This window comes from Mesorhizobium sp. M1143, assembly GCF_040318435.1.
In the GTDB taxonomy this organism is placed as follows: Bacteria; Pseudomonadota; Alphaproteobacteria; order Rhizobiales; family Rhizobiaceae; genus Mesorhizobium.
The window spans coordinates 1-19,656 of sequence record NZ_JAMYMJ010000054.1 but is presented as its reverse complement, the minus strand read 5'-3'; the positions used below and the strand labels follow the sequence as shown (position 1 = coordinate 19,656).

Annotated in this window: 16 protein-coding genes and 1 pseudogene; 12 read left to right on the top strand and 5 right to left on the bottom strand. The window is 63.0% G+C overall.

The window, feature by feature from the left end; translation table 11 throughout:
• Nucleotides 1–134 precede the first annotated feature (134 nt).
• From ybgF to ftsH, 3 genes are all read left to right on the top strand, one after another.
• Nucleotides 135–1,217: a tol-pal system protein YbgF gene (gene ybgF, locus NKH35_RS26210; RefSeq protein WP_352916884.1), complete on the top strand. Its 1,083-nt coding sequence runs from the start codon at nt 135–137 to the stop codon at nt 1,215–1,217.
• Nucleotides 1,218–1,268: 51 nt separating this feature from the next.
• Nucleotides 1,269–2,675: a tRNA lysidine(34) synthetase TilS gene (gene tilS / locus NKH35_RS26205; protein ID WP_352916882.1), complete on the top strand. Its 1,407-nt coding sequence runs from the start codon at nt 1,269–1,271 to the stop codon at nt 2,673–2,675.
• A 103-nt stretch (nt 2,676–2,778) separates the two neighbouring features.
• Nucleotides 2,779–4,704, top strand: a complete 1,926-nt coding sequence (ftsH, locus tag NKH35_RS26200) for an ATP-dependent zinc metalloprotease FtsH (protein WP_023673598.1) — start codon at nt 2,779–2,781, stop codon at nt 4,702–4,704.
• 67 nt (nt 4,705–4,771) lie between these two features.
• Here the strand turns inward: ftsH and NKH35_RS26195 are convergent, their stop codons facing one another.
• The gene (locus NKH35_RS26195) at nt 4,772–5,110 is read right to left on the bottom strand and encodes a winged helix-turn-helix transcriptional regulator (RefSeq protein ID WP_352916881.1); all 339 of its coding nucleotides are present in this window, start codon (nt 5,108–5,110) and stop codon (nt 4,772–4,774) included.
• 215 nt (nt 5,111–5,325) lie between these two features.
• Between NKH35_RS26195 and NKH35_RS26190 the strand changes: the two genes are divergently transcribed.
• Together NKH35_RS26190 and NKH35_RS26185 are read left to right on the top strand one after the other, a co-directional pair.
• Nucleotides 5,326–6,084 carry an SDR family oxidoreductase gene (locus tag NKH35_RS26190; RefSeq protein ID WP_352916879.1) on the top strand — a complete coding sequence of 253 codons (759 nt, stop codon included), beginning with the start codon at nt 5,326–5,328 and terminating at the stop codon, nt 6,082–6,084.
• A 28-nt stretch (nt 6,085–6,112) separates the two neighbouring features.
• Complete coding sequence (locus tag NKH35_RS26185) at nt 6,113–6,988, top strand: NAD(P)-dependent oxidoreductase (RefSeq protein WP_023736875.1); 876 nt, start codon at nt 6,113–6,115, stop codon at nt 6,986–6,988.
• Between the two features lie 73 nt (nt 6,989–7,061).
• On the opposite strand, the gene NKH35_RS26180 is transcribed toward NKH35_RS26185, so the two are convergent.
• Nucleotides 7,062–7,514 (bottom strand): hypothetical protein, encoded by a 453-nt coding sequence (locus NKH35_RS26180; protein ID WP_023744990.1) that lies wholly within the window; start codon nt 7,512–7,514, stop codon nt 7,062–7,064.
• Between the two features lie 241 nt (nt 7,515–7,755).
• On the bottom strand, nt 7,756–8,751 hold the full coding sequence (locus NKH35_RS26175; RefSeq protein WP_023806567.1) for a hypothetical protein: 996 nt from the start codon (nt 8,749–8,751) through the stop codon (nt 7,756–7,758).
• A gap of 343 nt (nt 8,752–9,094) precedes the next feature.
• Here NKH35_RS26175 and glmM point away from each other — a divergent pair, with 343 nt between their 5' ends.
• The 5 genes from glmM (at nt 9,095) to serA (ending at nt 15,671) form a co-directional block, all read left to right on the top strand.
• On the top strand, nt 9,095–10,447 hold the full coding sequence (glmM, locus tag NKH35_RS26170) for a phosphoglucosamine mutase (protein WP_023704880.1): 1,353 nt from the start codon (nt 9,095–9,097) through the stop codon (nt 10,445–10,447).
• A 251-nt stretch (nt 10,448–10,698) separates the two neighbouring features.
• Complete coding sequence (locus NKH35_RS26165) at nt 10,699–11,544, top strand: outer membrane protein (protein ID WP_023673590.1); 846 nt, start codon at nt 10,699–10,701, stop codon at nt 11,542–11,544.
• Nucleotides 11,545–11,773: 229 nt separating this feature from the next.
• Nucleotides 11,774–12,634, top strand: a complete 861-nt coding sequence (locus NKH35_RS26160) for an outer membrane protein (protein ID WP_502906999.1) — start codon at nt 11,774–11,776, stop codon at nt 12,632–12,634.
• Between the two features lie 201 nt (nt 12,635–12,835).
• Nucleotides 12,836–14,011: a phosphoserine transaminase gene (locus NKH35_RS26155; protein ID WP_352916874.1), complete on the top strand. Its 1,176-nt coding sequence runs from the start codon at nt 12,836–12,838 to the stop codon at nt 14,009–14,011.
• Nucleotides 14,012–14,069: 58 nt separating this feature from the next.
• Nucleotides 14,070–15,671 (top strand): phosphoglycerate dehydrogenase, encoded by a 1,602-nt coding sequence (gene serA, locus NKH35_RS26150; RefSeq protein WP_352765333.1) that lies wholly within the window; start codon nt 14,070–14,072, stop codon nt 15,669–15,671.
• A gap of 63 nt (nt 15,672–15,734) precedes the next feature.
• On the opposite strand, the gene NKH35_RS26145 is transcribed toward serA, so the two are convergent.
• Both NKH35_RS26145 and NKH35_RS26140 read right to left on the bottom strand, forming a co-directional pair.
• Nucleotides 15,735–16,199, bottom strand: a complete 465-nt coding sequence (locus NKH35_RS26145; RefSeq protein WP_352916889.1) for a DUF2231 domain-containing protein — start codon at nt 16,197–16,199, stop codon at nt 15,735–15,737.
• Between the two features lie 105 nt (nt 16,200–16,304).
• Nucleotides 16,305–17,210 carry a DMT family transporter gene (locus NKH35_RS26140; RefSeq protein ID WP_352765332.1) on the bottom strand — a complete coding sequence of 302 codons (906 nt, stop codon included), beginning with the start codon at nt 17,208–17,210 and terminating at the stop codon, nt 16,305–16,307.
• Nucleotides 17,211–17,418: 208 nt separating this feature from the next.
• Between NKH35_RS26140 and NKH35_RS26135 the strand changes: the two genes are divergently transcribed.
• Both NKH35_RS26135 and NKH35_RS26130 read left to right on the top strand, forming a co-directional pair.
• Nucleotides 17,419–18,717, top strand: a complete 1,299-nt coding sequence (locus tag NKH35_RS26135) for an adenylosuccinate synthase (protein ID WP_023684197.1) — start codon at nt 17,419–17,421, stop codon at nt 18,715–18,717.
• A 75-nt stretch (nt 18,718–18,792) separates the two neighbouring features.
• Nucleotides 18,793–19,656, top strand: a pseudogene (locus NKH35_RS26130) (hypothetical protein); the annotation flags it as partial.

The following is a 19,656-nucleotide window of genomic DNA, read 5'->3' as shown; positions in this document are numbered from 1 at the left end:
TTCGGTCCCGGAAACAAACCCGGAAACAAAATTTGGCCGAAGTCTCGCCTCCTGCTAAGAGCCGAGGGCGTCGTGCCGGTCCCACTGTGATCGGAAGGCGCGAACAGGCTCACGATATTCACGGCGAGAGGCACATGCATTTCAGATCGGTCTTGAGCGGCACGCTTGCGCTGCTGCTCGTATCAGGCTTCGCGGCTTCTGCGAGCGGCACCGGACAACCCGCGGATAGCGGCTTTTCCTTCCATCTGCCGACGCTCGGCATTTTCGGCAAGAAGGAGAAGCCGGAGCAGCAACAGATCGCGCAGCAGCAGGACGGCACCCCCGCCGCGGGGCTGGAAGATCAGCTCCGGCAGATGAACGGCAAGCTCGAGGAACTCAACTTCCAGATCCTGCAGATGCAGGAGCAGATGCGCAAGCAGCAGGAAGACAACGAGTTCCGCTTCCAGCAGTTGGAAGGCGGCTCCAGCGGGCAGCCGCCGGCCCAGAAGAAATCGGAGGCCGCGCCGCAGGACGGTGGCGCGGGCACCGGCGTCGCCGAGGCCCCGGCAGACCAGGCGCCGGCCGATGCCGGCGCGCAGTCGGATGGCGGCCAGAGCGTCGGCGAGGTCATCGTCGAATCGCAGACCGGCGATCCCGGCAAGGTGATCAACGGCACGCCGCCCAAGACCTTCGGCACCATCACCGTCGACAAGAACGGCAATGTAATCGACGCCGGCGGCAACACGCAGGCAGCGGCGCCGGCGGAAGGTGCGGCTCCCGCCGCCGAGGCGCCGGCTGCCGGGGCTAAGACCGGCAAGTCGGACGGCACGGTGGTGGCGGCGCTGCCTGCCACCAACAACCCGGAAGAGATCTACCGCAACTCCTACCAGTTCATCCTGTCGGGCGACTACAGCACCGCCGAGCAGGGTTTTCGCGACCACATCGCCCGGTTCCCGAAGGACGCCAAGGCGGCGGACGCGCATTACTGGCTTGGCGAATCGCTGCTTGGCCAGCAGAAGTATCATGACGCTGCCGAGGTTTTCCTCTCCGCCAGCAAGGACTATCCGAAGGCCAAGAAGGCGCCTGACATGCTCCTGAAGCTTGGCGTGTCGCTGGTCGGCCTCAAGCAGAAGGATGTCGCCTGCGCCACCTTCGGCGAGATCGGCAAGCGCTATCCCGATATTTCGGCCGCGCTCAAGGAACGCGTCAAGCAGGAGAGGGCGCTGGCGGCGTGCTAGTCTTTGCCGTGTTGTCCCAGAACCGGGACCACTTTTGCGCGACATGCATTGATGCTCGATACCGAGCCTGACCTTTCGAATTTTTCGCAGATCGACTTTACCAACGGCGCGCTTGCGGCCGTGTCCGGCGGCAGCGACTCGACCGCCCTCCTTCTTCTCCTCAAGGCTCACCTCGACCGCAGCGCCCCGACAGCCCGGCTGCTGGCGGTGACGATCGACCACGGCCTGCGTCCGGAAGCAGCAGCCGAAGCGCGCAGCGTGGCAAAGCTTTGTGCCGAGCGCGGCATCGCGCACCGGACGCTCAACTGGTACGGCGCCAAGCCGTCGGCCGGCCTGCCCGCGGCGGCACGCGAGGCGCGCTACCGGTTGCTGGCCGAGGCAGCGCAGGCGCAAGGCATTGGTGTGATCGTAACCGGCCACACCGCCGACGACCAGGCCGAGACCGTCCTGATGCGAGCCGCGCGGAATGACGGGCGAGAGCTTGCAGGCCGAGGTCTCGCCGGCATGGCGCCTGCCACCCTCTATGACTGGCGGATCTGGATCGCGCGGCCGCTGCTCGGCGCTCGGCGCGCGGCGTTGCGCGCCTTCCTGCAGCGCGAACATGTCGGCTGGGTCGAGGATCCGACCAACATCGACACGAATTTCGAACGCCCGCGCATCCGCGCCGTGCTCGGCGAAGACCGGAGCGGGCAGCGTTTTGCCGAAGCGATCGGCCTGGCCAGGCGGGCCGCCGGCGAGCGCGAACAACTCGGTCGCCGCGCCGCCGCCCTGATCGGTGAATTTGCCAGCCGGCCGGCGAGGGGTCTCATCCGTCTCGATCCCGGTCTTGCCGAAGCTGACGACACGCGAGCCTCGGTCTATGCGCTGCGTGTCCTGCTGGCGGCGACGGGCGGCACCGCCTTGTTGCCGGACCAGGCGCGCGGCGAAGCGCTGTTCGAGCAAATGCGGGCCGGTCGGCTTTGCGCCACATTGTCGCGGGCGGTCGTCGATATCAGGCGAAACGGCATCTTCCTGCGCCGTGAATCGCGCGACCTGCCGCGTTCCGCGCCGATAGCTGGCACTCGGCTGAGGGACGGTCGCCGGCGGATCACGCCAGACATCGAAGCCGGGGCGATCACATTGGGCGACAGTCCGGGTGCATGGTTGATCGCCCCGCTTGGCGCCGCTGCCGCCGCCAGAACGCCGATTGCCGGGGATGGAGCGCCGCCAAGCCTTGTGCGCGCCGCCCTGGCTGCGGAACCGGCGCTATGGCGCGGCGGCGAATGCCTTGGTTTTGCAGGGGATGTAGCGGCGGCGGCGGCAATCGCCGTCAGTCCCGCCGTTGCGCCCTTTGCCCGTTTTCTGCCGTGCTTCGATCTGGTGTTGGCGCAGGCCGTGGCCGAGTTGATCGGCGCACCGCCTGTCCCGGCTTGCCCTTTGGCCGCCACAGTGCCGGTTGATCATGGCGCGAAAGCTTAACCCAGACGTGCTGTTATGCTTGGCAAGGGGGGGCGCTCTCCCTATGTTAGGCGCAAGTTTCCTCTCATGACGCGTGTCCCAGCGGGCACCAACGGGACAATTGATGAATCCGAATTATCGCAATCTCGCGCTCTGGGCGATCATAGCGGTCCTGCTCATTGCTCTCTTCAATCTGTTCCAGACGCCGCAGACTCGCGGGGCCTCGACCGACGTTCCCTATTCGCAGTTCCTGCAAGAGGTCGCGGCCGGCCGGGTCAAGACGGTGGTCATCGCCGGCGCCCGCATCACGGGCACCTACGCCGACAACGCCAATGGCTTCCAGACCTATTCGCCTGGCGATCCGCAGCTGGTCTCGCGGCTGCAGGACAAGAACGTCACCATCAATGCGCGGCCTGAGTCGGACGGTTCCAACTCGCTGTTCAGCTATCTGATCTCCTACCTGCCGATGATCCTGATCCTTGGCGTGTGGATATTCTTCATGCGCCAGATGCAGTCCGGCTCCGGCCGCGCCATGGGTTTCGGCAAGTCGAAGGCCAAGCTTCTCACTGAGGCGCATGGCCGCGTCACCTTCCAGGATGTCGCCGGCGTCGACGAGGCCAAGGAAGATCTGGAAGAGATCGTCGAGTTCCTGCGCGATCCGCAGAAGTTCCAGCGCCTCGGCGGCAAGATCCCGCGCGGCGTGCTTCTGGTCGGCCCTCCTGGCACCGGCAAGACGCTGCTTGCGCGCTCGGTCGCCGGCGAGGCCAATGTGCCGTTCTTTACCATTTCGGGTTCCGACTTCGTCGAGATGTTCGTCGGCGTCGGCGCAAGCCGTGTCCGCGACATGTTCGACCAGGCCAAGAAGAATGCTCCCTGCATCATCTTCATCGACGAAATCGACGCTGTGGGCCGCCATCGCGGCGCCGGCCTCGGCGGTGGCAATGACGAGCGCGAGCAGACGCTGAACCAGCTGCTGGTCGAGATGGACGGCTTCGAGTCCAACGAGAGCATCATCCTGATCGCCGCCACCAACCGGCCCGACGTGCTCGATCCGGCGTTGCTACGTCCGGGTCGCTTCGACCGCCAGGTGGTGGTGCCGAACCCCGACATCGTCGGCCGCGAGAAGATCCTCAAGGTGCATGTGCGCAACGTGCCGCTGGCACCGAATGTCGACCTCAAGGTGATCGCACGCGGCACGCCGGGCTTCTCGGGCGCCGACCTGATGAACCTTGTCAATGAATCCGCTCTGATGGCGGCGCGCCGCAACAAGCGCCTTGTCACCATGGCCGAGTTCGAGGACGCCAAGGACAAGATCATGATGGGCGCCGAGCGCCGCTCGTCGGCCATGACCCAGGCCGAAAAGGAACTCACGGCCTATCACGAGGCCGGCCACGCCATCCTGGCGCTCAACGTGCCGTCGGCCGATCCGCTGCACAAGGCGACCATCATCCCGCGCGGTCGCGCGCTCGGCATGGTCATGCAACTGCCGGAAGGCGACCGCTATTCGATGAGCTACAAATACATGATCTCGCGGCTTGCCATCATGATGGGCGGCCGCGTCGCAGAGGAGTTCAAGTTCGGCAAGGAGAACATCACCTCCGGCGCGTCCTCGGACATCGAGCAGGCGACAAAGCTGGCGCGCGCCATGGTCACGCGCTGGGGCTTCTCCGACAAGCTCGGCCACGTCGCCTATGGCGACAACCAGGAAGAGGTTTTCCTCGGCCATTCGGTGGCGCGCACGCAGAACGTCTCGGAAGAGACTGCGCAGATCATTGACGCCGAAGTACGCCGCCTGATCGACGAGGCCTATGTCACGGCCAAATCCATTCTGACCAAGAAGAAGAAGGAATGGATCGCTCTGGCGCAGGGCCTGCTCGAATACGAGACGCTTTCGGGCGAAGAGATCAAGCAGCTGATCGCCGGGCAGAAGCCCGCGCGAGATTTGGGGGATGATACCCCCACAAGCCGCGGCTCGGCTGTGCCGAAGTCCGGCCGCCGCAAGAAGGGTCCCGAGCCCGAAGGCGGCATGGAGCCTCAGCCGTCGAGCTGAGCTGACATCATGTGATCCAAGAAAACGCCGCGGCTTCGATCCGCGGCGTTTTGCTGTTCAGGGTTGATCAAAGAGCATGCGGGGCGGATGCATTTGCTTTGCCGGGGCGCACACCGTCAGTCCGGCCAGCATGTTGCTTGCCCCATCTGGCCAGCGGGATCAGGGCATTGTCCAGCTCGATGCCGAATTCGGTAATCGAGTATTCGACCCTCGGCGGCACCTCGGGAAAGATTTCGCGATGGACGATGCCGTCGGCCTCCATTTCGCGCAGCTGTTGGATCAGCATCTTTTCGCTGATGTCAGGCACCAGCCGCTTCAGCTCACCGAATCGTGCCGGCGCCTTGTGAATCTGCCAGAGCAGTAGCGCCTTCCATTTGCCGCTGATGACCTCCAGCGCCGGCCCCAATCCGCAACTATCTGGCTGTTTCTTTCCCATGTTTCATCCAATTCTGAGCAATCGGTGGGTAGCTTACATTTTTGTCGGTACTTGAGAAAAACCAAGCCGGTCCATAGCTTCAAACCAGCTCGCCGGCATCGGCGAACACCACAACATCATATCGGTACCTCGCTTCGACCTGCAAAGGCCGTCGGCGGCCGGATTTTGTCAAAAACGGATGGATCATGACACGATACGCAAACAAGAAGGCCGTTGTCATCGGCGGGACGCACGGCATGGGGCTCGCCGTTGCCGAAGCCGAAAGCGGCGCCGAGGTCCTGGTCACCGGCCGCGACCAGCGCAACATCGAGGCCGCGCGAGCCAAGCTGCTTTCGCGAGCTCATGTCGTGCGGTCCAATATCTCAGACATGGCCGATATCGTCACGCTCGGTGCCGAAGTGGGGCAGAAGCTTGGCCAGATTGACTTCCTTCACGTCAATGCCGGGGTGGCCAATCTCGAACCCGTGGAGCGGGTCACCGAGGACAGTCACGATCGCACCTTCGACATCAACACCAAAGGCGCTTTCTTCACCGCGCAGCGCCTGCTGCCCCTCATCAGCGATGGTGGCGCCATAGTCTTCACCTCGTCGATCGCCGACGAATCCGGCACCGGCGGCATGAGCGTCTATTCCGGATCGAAGGCGGCACTGCGCGCCTTCGCCAAGGTCCTGGCCGCCGAGCTTCTGCCGCGCCGCATCCGCGTGAATGTGGTCAGCCCTGGTTTCATCGATACGCCGACGATGGGTGTGGCCGACGCCTCGGCCGAGGAGCGGGCCGCCTTCATGGCGATCGGCGACGCGGTCACGCCGATGAAGCGCCACGGCACGATGGAGGAGGTGGCGCGCGCAGTGCTGTTCCTGGCGTTCGACGCGACCTTCACCACGGGCGCGCGGCTGACCGTGGACGGTGGCCTTGGCCAGGACCTGAGCCCGACACCGGCGTAACCGCGCAACCAAACCAAGGAGAAGCAGAATGAGCGACATAACAGTGATCGGTCTCGGCGCCATGGGCACGGCGCTTGCCGAAGCCTTTCTGAACCAGGGACATGCGGTGACGGTGTGGAACCGTTCTCCGGCAAAGGCTGAGGCTTTGGCAGCCAAGGGCGCCATTGTGGCCAAGAGTGTCGAGGAAGCCGTCAGATCGAGTCCACTGATCGTGGCGTGCCTGCTTGTCTATGACACCGCTCGTGAGGTGCTCGGCCCAAGCCGAGACGCGCTGTCGGGCCGCACATTGGTCAATCTCACCAACGGCACGCCCGAGCAGGCGCGGGCGATGTCGGGCTGGGCGGTGAGCCAGGGCGCGAGCTATATCGACGGCGGCATCATGGCGGTGCCGCCGATGATCGGCGGGCCGCACGCCTTGATTCTCTACAGCGGTTCGCGCCAGGCGTTCGATGCCTGTTCGGGGCAGCTCGGAGCGCTCGGCACCAGCAAATTCCTCGGTGAGGATGCTGGCCTCGCGCCGCTCTATGATATCTCGCTTCTGACCGGCATGTACGGCATGTTCGCGGGCGTTCTGCAGGCGTTGGCATTGACGGGCGCAGCAGGAATCCCGGCCGGCGAGTTCATGCCGCTGCTGGCCTCCTGGCTTCAGTCGATGCAAGGCCTGCTGCCGAAGTGGGCGGAACAGATCGACAGTGGCGATCACACCAGCAATGTCGTTTCCAACCTGGGCATGCAGGTTGATGCCTACGTCAATCTCATCGATGCCAGCAGGTCGGCTGACGTCAGCACCGAACTCGTCTTGCCGATGCAAAGCCTGATGAAGCGCGGGGTGGCTGCCGGCCAGGCCAATGCCGATCTTACAAGCCTGGTCGCACTGCTCCAGCTCTCGAAACAAGGCGCTTGACGGGGCAAGACCCAAGAGAAGGCCCGCCAACCTTGCGGTTGAGGGCCTTCGATCTTCAAACGCTGCTGGTCGATCAGCTCTTCAGCTTGGCGTTGCAGAGGCTGTAATAGCCGCCGCCCTTCTGGATCCAGCGAAGGCCGTTCAACGTACCCGCGTCCTTGTTGCCGTGGTAGCCCTGCAGGCAGGTCTTCATCCGCGCCTTCGAGGGCTTCTCGGTCTTGAATTCGGCGGCGAGGGTGGTCGGGAATGTCACGCCCGTCGGCGCTACAGCGGGGGCGACCGCCGCGCTGGTTTCCTTCTGCGGCTGCGGCTCGGTTTTGACCGCATCCGCATTGGCACTCTCCGCAGCTGACGTCGCACACTTCTCGGTGCGGAAAGCGGTCCAATCCATGCCGTTCAGAGTGCCGCCTTCCTTGGCTGTGCGATAGGCCTCGCCGCATTCCTTCATTGTCAGTGCGCTTGCAGGGGTGACGCTCCACGCAATCCATGCCGTCACAGCCAATGCCGCCAATTTCAATCTGGACATAAGACCCTCCTGGTTGACAAAAGTTCGATGTCCTTTTGTATACCATTTGTTCTGCATATGTTCAATTGGAATCTTTGCGAACCACCGATATGTCTGGGGTGGGCAGTGTGGGCGAATAGATGATGCCGACAGCTTCCGCGATATGTAGACGTCGATCAACACCGGGTGTGTTCGAGCGCAATAAAAAGGCCCGCGCATGCTGCGATGCGCGGGCCTCTGTCTGGAGAATATTGCTACGCGATCAGCTCTTCAGCTTGGCATTGCAGAGGCTGTAGAAGCCGCCGCCCTTCTGGATCCAGCGCAGGCCATTCAGCGTGTTGGCATCCTTATTGGCGTAGTAGAGCTCGAGGCAGGTGTGCATGCGGCCCTTGGCCGGCGTCTCGCCGGCGTATTTCTTCGAGATCGCGGCCGGGAACTTCACGCCCTTGGGAGCGGTGACCGAGGGCTTCTCGGGCTCGCTGGTATAGGTCGCCTCGCTCGGAGCGGGCACGGTGTCGTCGTCATCTGCGCCTGCGCCGCATTCGGCCTTGCGGAAGTCGTTCCACTTCTTGCCGCCCAGAGTATTGGCAGACTTGGCAGCCTGGTACTTGGAGCTGCAATCGGCCATGCTCAGGCCCTTGCCGCTGCTGTCGGCAGCTGCCTTGGTGGTTGCCTTGGCGGGTGCTGCCGCGGCCGAGGCCCCGGCGGCGCATTCGGCCTTGCGGAAGTCGTTCCACTTCACGCCGTTCAGCGTGCCGGCGGCCTTTGCCGCCTGGTACTTGGTGCTGCATTCCTTGGCCGTCAGGCCCTTGGCGCCATCGTCGGTTGTGGCTGCGGCCTTGGTCGTGGCCGGTTCTGCCGCGGCGGATGCGCCGGCGGCGCATTCGGTCTTGCGGAAGTCGTTCCACTTTGCGCCATTGAGCGTACCGGCGGCCTTGGCAGCCTGGTACTTAGCGCTGCATTCCTTGGCCGTCAGACCCTTGGCGCCATCATCAGCAGCGGCGGCCTTGGTCGTGTCCGTCTTGGCCGCAGCGGCCTTCTTGGCCGCCGGCTTTGCGGTCTCGGTGGTGGCCGCCGCGTCGGTGCCGCACTCGGCCTTCCGATACTGATTCCAGGTCTGCCCGTTCAGCGTGCCGGCGTCCTTGGCGGCATTATACTTGGTACTACACTGGGCCATGGTCAGCGCGCTGGCGGGCGCCGCCATGAACAAGGTTGCGACGGCAAGACCCGTCAAAGTTGCAAGTCGGTGGATGAGCATGGCGTTCTCCCGTTGCTGCGCCCATAGGTTGTATCTGTGTCAATCAATAGCTCTCAACGCTAGGCTGCGCCAGATGCTAAACGGCGTTCTCCCGATAAGGTGATGGACCCTTGCGATCTGCCCCTCCAACAGTCCGGCTTACCGGCCCAATCTGCGCAGTGTGGCCCAGTGTGAATGTTATATTGCGGCAACACCGTGTCATGATACGCTGCCAACGCTCCGAACAGCCTGCTACAATGATTTTCTAAGAATTGGTAATATACAATCACACAATGTGATAGTCGGGCTCGGACCAATTGTGGCATTACGAGCCGGCTGAAAACCGACGGGGATTCTGGCAAGCATGGCAGGACGTTATTTTGGCACCGACGGCATTCGCGGGCGCGCCAACAAGTTTCCGATGACGGCTGAGATCGCGATGCGGGTCGGCATGGCCGCCGGCCTGTCGTTCCAGCGCGGCAGCCATCGCCACCGCGTCGTGCTCGGCAAGGACACCAGGCTGTCCGGCTACATGATCGAAAACGCCATGGTGTCCGGCCTGTGCGCGGCCGGCATGGATGTGTTCCTGCTCGGCCCGATCCCGACACCGGCGGTCGCCATGCTGGTACGCTCGCTGCGCGCCGATATCGGCGTCATGATCTCGGCCTCGCACAACCCTTATTACGACAACGGCATCAAGCTGTTCGGTCCCGATGGCTACAAGCTCTCCGACGAGATCGAGGAGCGCATCGAGAGCATGCTCGACAAGGATATCGAACTGGCGCTCGCCGATTCCGACGGGCTCGGCCGCGCCAAGCGCGTCGACGGCGTGCATGACCGCTACATCGAATTCGCCAAGCGCACGCTGCCGCGCTCGATGTCGCTGTCGGGTCTCAGGATCGTCGTCGATTGCGCCAATGGCGCAGCCTACAAGGTGGCGCCTGCCGCACTTTGGGAACTGGGCGCCGAGGTCATTGCCATCAATGTCGATCCGAACGGTTTCAACATCAACAAGGAATGCGGCTCGACCCATCCGGCCGGCCTGCAGAAGAAGGTGCATGAAGTGCGCGCCGATATCGGCATCGCACTCGACGGCGATGCCGACCGTGTCGTCATCGTCGACGAGAACGGCACCATCGTCGACGGTGACCAGATCATGGCGCTGATCGCCGAGTCCTGGCACCAGAGCGGGCGACTGGCCGGCGGCGGCGTCGTCTCGACGGTGATGTCCAATCTCGGCCTCGAACGCTTCCTTGGCGACATGAAGCTGCAGCTGCATCGCACCAAGGTCGGCGACCGCTATGTCGTTGAGCATATGCGCGCCCATGGGTTGAATGTCGGCGGCGAGCAGTCGGGCCACATTGTGCTGTCCGATTTCTCGACCACTGGCGACGGGCTGGTCTCGGCGCTGCAGGTGCTGGCCTGCATCAAGCGGCAGAACCGGCCGGTCAGCGAATTGTCGAAGAAATTCGAGCCGGTGCCGCAGCTGTTGAAGAATGTCCGCATCGCCGGCGGCAAGCCGCTTGAAGAAGCCTTGGTCAAGGCGGCGATCGAAGATGCGCGCAACCGTCTTGGCAAGGCCGGCCGCCTGGTCATACGGCCCTCCGGCACCGAGCCGCTGATCCGCGTCATGGCCGAGGGCGACGACCCACAGCTGGTCGAGGCCGTGGTCAACGACATCGTCGACATCATTTCGGAAACGCGCAGCGCCGCCTGATTGCGCTGCCTCCAACGGCAGGGGCGAACTGCCGGCTCAAGACTTCAAGCCCGCCTGCAGGCGGGCTTTTTGTTTCGGCCAGGGTTGGTCCCAGCGTCATGCCGGCGGAGGCCGTTCGCTAAAATGTCGAGAATTCGTGGTTAATCGACAGGGTTAAACGCGTTTTAACTTTTGCAATCCATTATCCACAACTGAGGTCAAACACATTCGAGCGGATTCAAAGTTCCGACGGGTTCTCAGGGGTGACAAACATGTTCAATGCAGCAAAAATGGCTTTCCTTGCCGCGCTGTTCGCAGGCGTGGCCGGGCCAGTATTCGCCGCCGATCTGGCGGAGCCGCCAGTGGTCGAAGAGGCGCCGGCGCCGATCGCCTACGAGCAGCCGGCCGATTTCGGCGGCTGGTACATCCGTGGCGACATCGACTATCACTGGTCGAAGTTCCGCGGTGGTGACTACACCACCTACAGCCCGGCACCGCCCCAACTCCCCGGTTCGTTCGCCTCCGGCAAGTTGAAGAGTTCCTTTTCGGCCGGCGCCGGTGTCGGTTACCAGGTCAACCGGTACTTCCGCACCGATCTGACCTTCGACTGGATGGGCAAGTCCAATTTCCGCGGCTCGACCAATGGTTTCTGCGGCGGCGGCATAGCTTGTACCTCCGTCGACACATCGTCCTATTCGGCGATGCTGCTCCTGGCCAATGCCTATGTCGATATCGGCACCTGGCACGGCGTGACGCCCTATGTCGGCGCCGGCATCGGTGGTGCCTGGGTCAAGTGGGATACGCTGCACAATACTGATCTCGATGGCTCCTTCGAGCACAGCGGCGGCAAGGGCTGGCGCTTTGCCTATGCCCTCATGGCCGGCGCCTCCTACTGCCTGACCGACCGGGTCAAGCTCGATCTCGGCTATCGCTACAGCCACATCAATGGTGGCAAGATGTTCAACTACGCCTCCGACAGCGATGTCGGCCCGGGCTTCGATCGCGGCATCAACGTGCACGAAGTGCGCGGCGGCCTGCGCTACCAGTTCGGCCGGTCGGACTGCGCCCCGCCGCCGGAGCCCTACGTTCCCGAACCGGAGCCGGTCTACACCAAGTAGTCGCTTCGAAATCCTGGAATTTGCGAACCGCCCGGCCATGCCGGGCGGTTTTTGTTTGCCGATTGCGGTGCACTTCCAGGCTGCGGCGTGCGGAGAGAAAGCCTATCGAAATCAAATCGGTAACGTCGCGTTATCCTTAACCCGCACTTAACCACTATGGTTAACAATGCCCACTGAAACGGCGCTTGCGATCAAAATGAAGAGCGCCAATTTCAGGAGCCGGGGACCCATGAATTTCAAATTGCTGACAGCGCCGGCACTTGCCGCACTCGCGCTTGCGCTGCTGACGCCGGCGCAAGCCGCGGACTACGATCCGCCGATCTATGTCGATCAGGCGCCGGACTATCAACCGGTCGAGGTCGGCTCGGGCTGGTATCTGCGCGGCGATGTCGGCTACGCGTTCAGCCATCCCTTCGAGCATGAGGAAGCGACAACCGGCCCGCTTAACAGCTTTACCGATGAGAGCAGCCTTTTCACAGGCAGTTTCGGTATGGGGTATCATATCAACGACTATCTTCGGGTCGAGCTGAACGGCGGGATTCTTCCGACCGACAAATTCGGGGAACACGCCAAGTTGGCAGCCACTTGCGACGGCCATACGCTTGTGGACGACGGTTTTGGCACCATCAATTCCGTCGCGGCGACGCAGGCATGCGATCTTTCCGACAATGCTTCCAACAAAGGCTACAGCATCATGGCCAATGGCTATGTGGATCTCGGCACCTATGTTGGAATCACTCCATATCTTGGCGGAGGGGTCGGTGTCGCATACAATAAATATTACAGGAGCATTGGGGCGAAGGATTGCGTGGAAGTGGCCCCCAATTCGTCCGGCACGGGCGGGTTCTCTTGTGATGATCCGGCCGGCTACGAGGGTGCAACGGATAAGGAGGGCAAATTCAACCTTGCTTATTCGATCGGTGGCGGTCTTTCCTATCAGGTGGCCAAGAACGTGTCGGTTGACCTTGGCTACGAATATTTCTCGGTGCCGGGCGCCAAATACGTCGCTTATGACAGCGGCGCCTTCAACATCCACAAGGGCATCAATTATCAGACGGTCAAGCTCGGGCTGCGCTACGACCTCTGGTAGGCTGGCTGCAGATACGAAACCCGACGGCGGATCTCTTCGATCCGCCGTTTGCGGTTGGGGTCACGAAATCCTGATCCCGGACTGCTCCTATCGTGTCAGCGACAAAAACTTTCCTCTTGACGCCTGAGGGTTGAACGCATATCGCCGTCCGTGGGCCACCCCTCCCCAACGAGGGGCCACTATCTGGAAGGATAGACCACGATGACGACGCATACGAAGCCCGGACTCCGTCCGGCAAACCCCAATTTCTCCTCAGGTCCCTGCGCAAAACGCCCCGGCTGGTCGGTCGAGGCACTGAAGAATGCTGCGCTCGGCCGTTCCCACCGCGCCAAGATCGGCAAGACCAAGCTCGAAAAGGCGATCGAGCTGACGCGCGAAATTCTCCAGGTTCCGGCCGATTGCCGCATCGGCATCGTGCCGGCGTCGGACACGGGTGCTGTCGAGATGGCGCTGTGGTCGCTGCTCGGCGAACGCGGTGTCGACATGGTGGCATGGGAAAGCTTTGGCTCCGGCTGGGTGACCGATGTGGTCAAGCAGCTGAAGCTCGCCGATATCAGAAGGATCGAGGCAGGCTATGGCGAGCTGCCGGATCTCACCAAGATCGATTTCAACCGCGATGTGGTCTTCACCTGGAACGGCACGACCTCAGGCGTGCGCGTGCCGAATGGCGATTTCATTCCAGCCGACCGCAAAGGCCTGACCATCTGCGACGCGACCTCGGCCGCGTTCGCGCAGAGGCTCGATTTCCAGAAGCTCGATGTCGTCACCTTCTCCTGGCAGAAAGTGCTGGGCGGCGAGGGCGCACACGGCATGCTGATCCTGTCGCCTCGCGCCGTCGAGCGACTGGAAACCTACAAGCCGGCGTGGCCGCTGCCGAAAATCTTCCGCCTGACCTCGGGCGGCAAGCTGATCGAAGGCATCTTCAAGGGCGAGACCATCAACACGCCGTCGATGCTGTGCGTCGAGGACTATCTCGATGCGCTTCATTGGGCGAAGTCGATCGGCGGTCTCGATGCGTTGATTGCCAGAGCCGATGCCAATGCCGCCGTGCTCGATGGCTTTGTCGACAAGTCGTCATGGCTCGGCCATCTCGCGGTCGATGCGGCGACACGTTCCAACACGTCCGTATGTCTGTCCTTCACCGACGCCGATGTCGCGGCGCTCGACGCCGACGGGCAGGCGGCTTTCGCCAAGGCGATCGTCTCTGTGCTCGACAAGGAAGGCGTCGCGTACGACATCGGATCCTATCGCGATGCACCTTCCGGCCTGCGCATCTGGTGCGGTGCCACCGTCGAGACATCCGATCTCGAGGCGCTGCTGCCTTGGCTCGACTGGGCCTTCGCCACGCAGAAGGCTTCGCTGAAGGCCGCAGCCTGAGATTTCGTGGTGGCCTGCGGGCCGCCCTTTCCCGACAATCCAGTTCAAGGAGGCCGCCATGGCGCCCCGCGTTCTCGTCTCTGACAAACTCTCCACCACCGCCGTCCAGATATTCAGGGACCGCGGCATCGAGGTCGACTATTTGCCCGATCTCGGCAAGGACAAGGAAAAGCTGCTCGAAGTCATCGACCAGTATGATGGTCTTGCCATCCGCTCGGCGACCAAGGTCACGGAAAAACTGATCAACGCAGCGACAAGACTCAAGGTCGTCGGCCGCGCCGGCATCGGTGTCGACAATGTCGACATCCCCGCGGCGAGCCGCAAGGGCATCATCGTGATGAACACGCCCTTCGGCAATTCGATCACCACGGCCGAACATGCGGTGGCGATGATCTTTGCACTCGCCCGGCAGATCCCGGAGGCCAATGCCTCGACCCATGCCGGCAAATGGGAAAAGAACCGCTTCATGGGCGTCGAGATCACCGGCAAGACGCTGGGCGTCATCGGCTGCGGCAATATCGGCTCGATCGTTGCCACGCGCGGCGTCGGCCTGAAGATGCATGTCGTTGCCTTCGATCCGTTCCTGTCGGACAAGCGCGCCGAGGAACTCGGCGTCGACAAGGTCGAGCTGGACGAGCTTTTCGCCCGCGCCGATTTCATCACGCTGCACACGCCGCTGACCGACAAGACGCGCAACATCATCGACGCGGCGGCGATCGCCAAAATGAAGAACGGCGTGCGCATCATCAATTGCGCGCGTGGCGGGCTCATCGTCGAAGCCGACCTGGTCGCGGCGCTGAAGAGCGGCAAGGTGGCGGGCGCCGGCGTCGATGTGTTCGAGGTCGAACCGGCGGAGAACAACGCGCTGTTCGGCATGGAGAATGTGGTGGCAACGCCGCATCTGGGCGCCTCGACAGCGGAAGCGCAGGAAAATGTCGCGCTCCAGGTGGCCGAGCAGATGGCCGACTATCTGATCAAGGGCGCGGTTTCGAATGCCATCAACATGCCCTCGATCACGGCCGAGGAAGCACCGCGGCTGAAGCCGTTCGTCAAGCTCGCCGAAGTGCTCGGCGCCTTTGTCGGCCAAGTCACCGAGGACCCGATCAACGAGGTCGAGATCCTGTTCGACGGCTCGACCGCGACGATGAACACGCGTGCCCTGATCAGTGCCGCGCTTGCCGGACTGATCCGGCCGCAGGTCGCCGACGTCAATATGGTGTCGGCGCCGATCATGGTGAAGGAGCGCGGCATCATCGTCGCCGAGGTCAAGCGCGACAAGTCGGGCGTGTTCGACGGCTACATCAAGCTGACGGTGAAGACCGAGCACATGACGCGCTCGATCGCCGGCACCTGCTTCTCCGACGGCAAGCCGCGCTTCATCCAGATCAAGGGCATCAATCTCGACGCCGAGGTCGGCCAGCACATGCTCTACACAACCAATGCCGATGCGCCCGGCATTATCGGCCTGCTCGGCACGGTGTGCGGCGAGAACGGCGTCAACATCGCCAACTTCCAGCTCGGCCGCAACCGGCCGGGCGGCGACGCGATTGCGCTGCTCTATCTCGACGCGCCGTTCCCGGAAAAAGTGCTGGAACAGGTCAAGGCGCACAAGTCCATCGACTCGGCCAAGCGGCTGCAGTTCGACGTCAACGCGATGTAGTTGACGGCGTGGCGGACGCGGCGGTCCTCCCCCATCATTGGGGCGGCCGCCGCACAGGCCGGTTCAGGTCAATTCGTCTGAGCCGTCGGAGACGCCCACGCGATGCCGATAGACCAATTCCCAGCCCTTCCAGCCTGTAAACAGCAGGACCAGAACCACGATCAGCGACAAGATAAAGCCGGTCGGAATCACGGCCGCCGCTCCAGCGACATAACGCGAGTACCAGTTGTAAAGCTCGATCAGCACGACGAGAACGTTGCCGCCGGCATGGAGCCATGCCGGCGTGAGATTGCGGATCTGAACATCGCCGAGGACATCCGTCAGGCCGGTAAGAGCGGCCAAGGCGCCCATGATCAGGCCGGCGCCGAGAAGCCAAAGCGATCCGGTGACCCACCCGGGATCGGCTGTCTGCCAGAAAATCAGATCGCAAACGAAGGTGCCGACAAAGAAGGCGATCGGAAACGGAATCAGCATTGGATGAATGGGGTGACCGGCAATGCTTGCCGTGCTGCGAGGGTTATGGCTCATCTTGTTGCCTCCCACGCAAGCAAACTCCGCCAGAGGTAAAATGTTCCAGGTCGGCGCGCGGCAGCAGTTATCGCGACGGCGGCGCAGCGCGGCAGCAGCCAAATGTTATCCGCGGCGGTTCGGTGCCGCCATCTTGCGCCCGCTGTATTCGGCGAGCGAAATGCCGCCCAGCACCAGGACGAGCGCCAGCGCCTGGTAGAGCTGGAATGTCTCGCCGACGATCAGCACTGACAGCAGCGTGCCGAAGATCGGCACCAGATTGATGAACAGCCCGGCACGGTTGGCGCCGATCAGTTCGTTGCCCCTGATGTAAGTGATCTGCGAAATGACCGAAGCGCCGATCGCGGTATAGACGATGACCACCCAGCCGCTGATATCGGGGACGATAACCTTGCCGGCGGCGACCTCCCACAGGAAGAACGGCAGCGAGGTGACGAGGGCAGCGATCGCCAGGGACAACATCAGGCTCTGCCAGCGCATCACCGGCTTCAGCCGCAGCCCGACCGAATAACCGCTGTAGAGGACGACCGCGACCAGCATGATGGCGTCGCCGAAATTGAGTTCCAATGTGAGCAGCCGGCGCGGATCGCCGTGGCAGGCAGTCAAGATGACACCGAAGATGGTCAGCACCACGCCCGCAATCTGCGCCCAGCTCACGCGCAGGCGGAAGAAGAAGAAATTGGCAATGATGATCAAGACCGGCATCGCCGCCTGTTCGATCGAGACATTGATCGCCGTCGTGTAGTTGAGCGCGGTGTAGAAAATGGTGTTGAACAGAGTGAAGCCGCTGGCGCCAAGTGCAGCCAGGACGAACCAGTGTTTGCGCACCACCGGCCAGTCCTCCCTGATCGTGCGCCAGCCGATCGGCAGCAGGATCGCGACGGCCAGCACCCAGCGCAGGAAGACCAGCGTCATCGGCGAGACGTGACCGACCGCCAGCTTGCCGGCGACGGAATTGCCGCCCCACAGCAAGGTGGTCAGCAGCAGGAACAGGTAGGCGCGTCGATGCATGCGGGATTCCGGCCGCCTGGGAAGTTGTGTTTGCCGGCCTATTGCCCCCGCCGACGCAAGTAAATGATGTCAAAGCCGAAAATTGTTGTGCCTCAGGGCATTTTCGACGGCAAAGAAAGGTCGCGCTTGCGAGGTCTTGACGCTATAGAGGCCTGTCGTTTCGAACCATATCCAGGCCGCCAGGGCGGCATCTCAAGGGAAAAGAAACATGGCCAATGTGGTGGTCGTCGGCTCGCAATGGGGCGACGAAGGCAAGGGCAAGATCGTCGACTGGTTGTCGGAGCGCGCCGACGTGGTCGTGCGCTTCCAGGGCGGCCACAATGCCGGCCATACGCTGGTCGTCGACGGCAAGGTCTACAAACTGTCGCTGCTGCCGTCGGGCGTGGTGCGGCAAGGCAAGCTGTCGATCATCGGCAATGGCGTCGTCTTCGACCCGCACGCCTTTGTCGCGGAAGTGGCAAAACTCAAGGCGCAAGGCGTCGAGGTCACGCCGGACCGCCTGAAAATAGCCGAAAACACCGCGCTTATCCTGTCGCTGCACCGGGAGCTGGACGGATTCCGCGAGGACGCCGCCTCCAATTCCGGGACGAAAATTGGCACGACGCGTCGTGGCATCGGCCCCGCCTATGAGGACAAGGTGGGCCGGCGCGCGGTTCGGGTGATGGATCTGGCGGATTTGGAAACGCTGCCCCTCAAGGTCGACAGGCTGCTGACGCATCACAATGCGCTGCGTCGCGGGCTTGGCCATGGCGAAGTCACGCATGAGGCGATCATGACCGAGCTGACCTCAGTCGCCGATGAGATCCTGCCCTATATGGACCGCGTCTGGAAAATCCTCGACGACAAGCGCCGCGCCGGCGAACGCATCCTGTTCGAGGGCGCGCAAGGCACGCTGCTCGACATCGACCACGGCACATATCCGTTCGTCACCTCGTCCAACACCGTTGCCGGCCAGGCAGCCGCCGGCTCGGGGGTGGGCCCCGGCGCCATCGGCTATGTCCTGGGCATCACCAAGGCCTATACGACGCGTGTCGGCGAAGGCCCGTTCCCGACCGAGCAGAAGAACGAGATCGGCGAATTTCTCGGTACGCGTGGCCACGAATTCGGCGTCGTCACCGGGCGCAAACGCCGTTGCGGCTGGTTCGACGCCGTGCTGGTGCGCCAGGCCGTCGCCGTCAACGGCATCAAGGGCATCGCGTTGACCAAGCTCGACGTGCTCGACGGGCTGGATGAGATCAAGGTCTGCACCGGCTACCGTCTCGACGGCGAAACGATCGACTATCTGCCGGCCAGCCAGGGCGCGCAGGCGCGTGTCGAGCCGGTCTACGAGACGCTCGAAGGCTGGAAAGGCACCACCGCCGGCGCGCGCAGCTGGAACGACCTTCCGGCGCAGGCCGTCAAATACGTCCGTTACATCGAGGAGCTGATCGGCGCACCCGTCGCGCTCCTTTCCACCAGCCCGGAACGGGACGACACGATACTTGTGACCGATCCGTTTCAAGACTAGTTTTCTGAAGCCTTTCCGGGCATCGCGGCCGATTTGCGGGGGCCGGCGCGGAAACAAATACAGGTCGACTGAAGCATGGCAGATTTCGTTGCTATTCTGAAAAAGGCGCTCGACAAGCACGGCGACGAAACGCCCGAAAAGCGTACGCGGATCTATGAAAGCGTTCGTACCATGCTGGCGAAGAAGCTTGCGGAGTATTCGCCGCCGCTGGCCGCCGAAGCCATAAGCACGCAGAAGCGATCCCTGGAAGATGCCATCTCGAGCGTCGAGCGCGACTATGCCAGGGCACTGCCGGCATCCGATCCGCTGGCGGAGCTGGAGCACATCTTCTCCTCCATAGACCGCAACAAGAACCAGTCCAGTCATGTAAAGCCTTCCGCCACGCCTGCGCCGGCCTGGCAGCCGGCGAAACCCGTGCAGCCGGCGCCGACCACCAGGACAGAGCCGAGCTGGCAGAGGCCCGCTCCGACACCGCCTCCGCCTGTGGCGCGTGCAGAAACCATCGACAAGCAAGCCGCGGAGCTGGACGCCGACGACGATAGCGCCGATGTCTTTGCTAATGACGAGCAGCCGGCGGCGGACACGTTCCAACGCCTGCGCCCCGCCGAGCGCAGGCGCAGCTATGGCGGGTTGATCGCGGCTGTCGTCGCGCTTTTGGTGGTGGCCGGCGGTGGCTATGGCATCTGGCTTAACAAGGATGCCTTTGGCTCGATGCTGGGCCTCGGCGGCGACACCAAGACGGTCTCGACCGAACCGCTGGTAAAGCCGGCGCCGGCCAAGCCCGCGGCCGATGCACCCGCACCGGCTCCTGCCGGCGAGGGAACGAAGTTCACCCAGCGCCTGTCGCCCGAAGGCGGTGAGACCGATCCCGGTCCCGCGGCCGGTCAAAGCGGCATCGGCGAGGGCGAGTCCGTCGCCGCGCTGACCACACCGCCACCC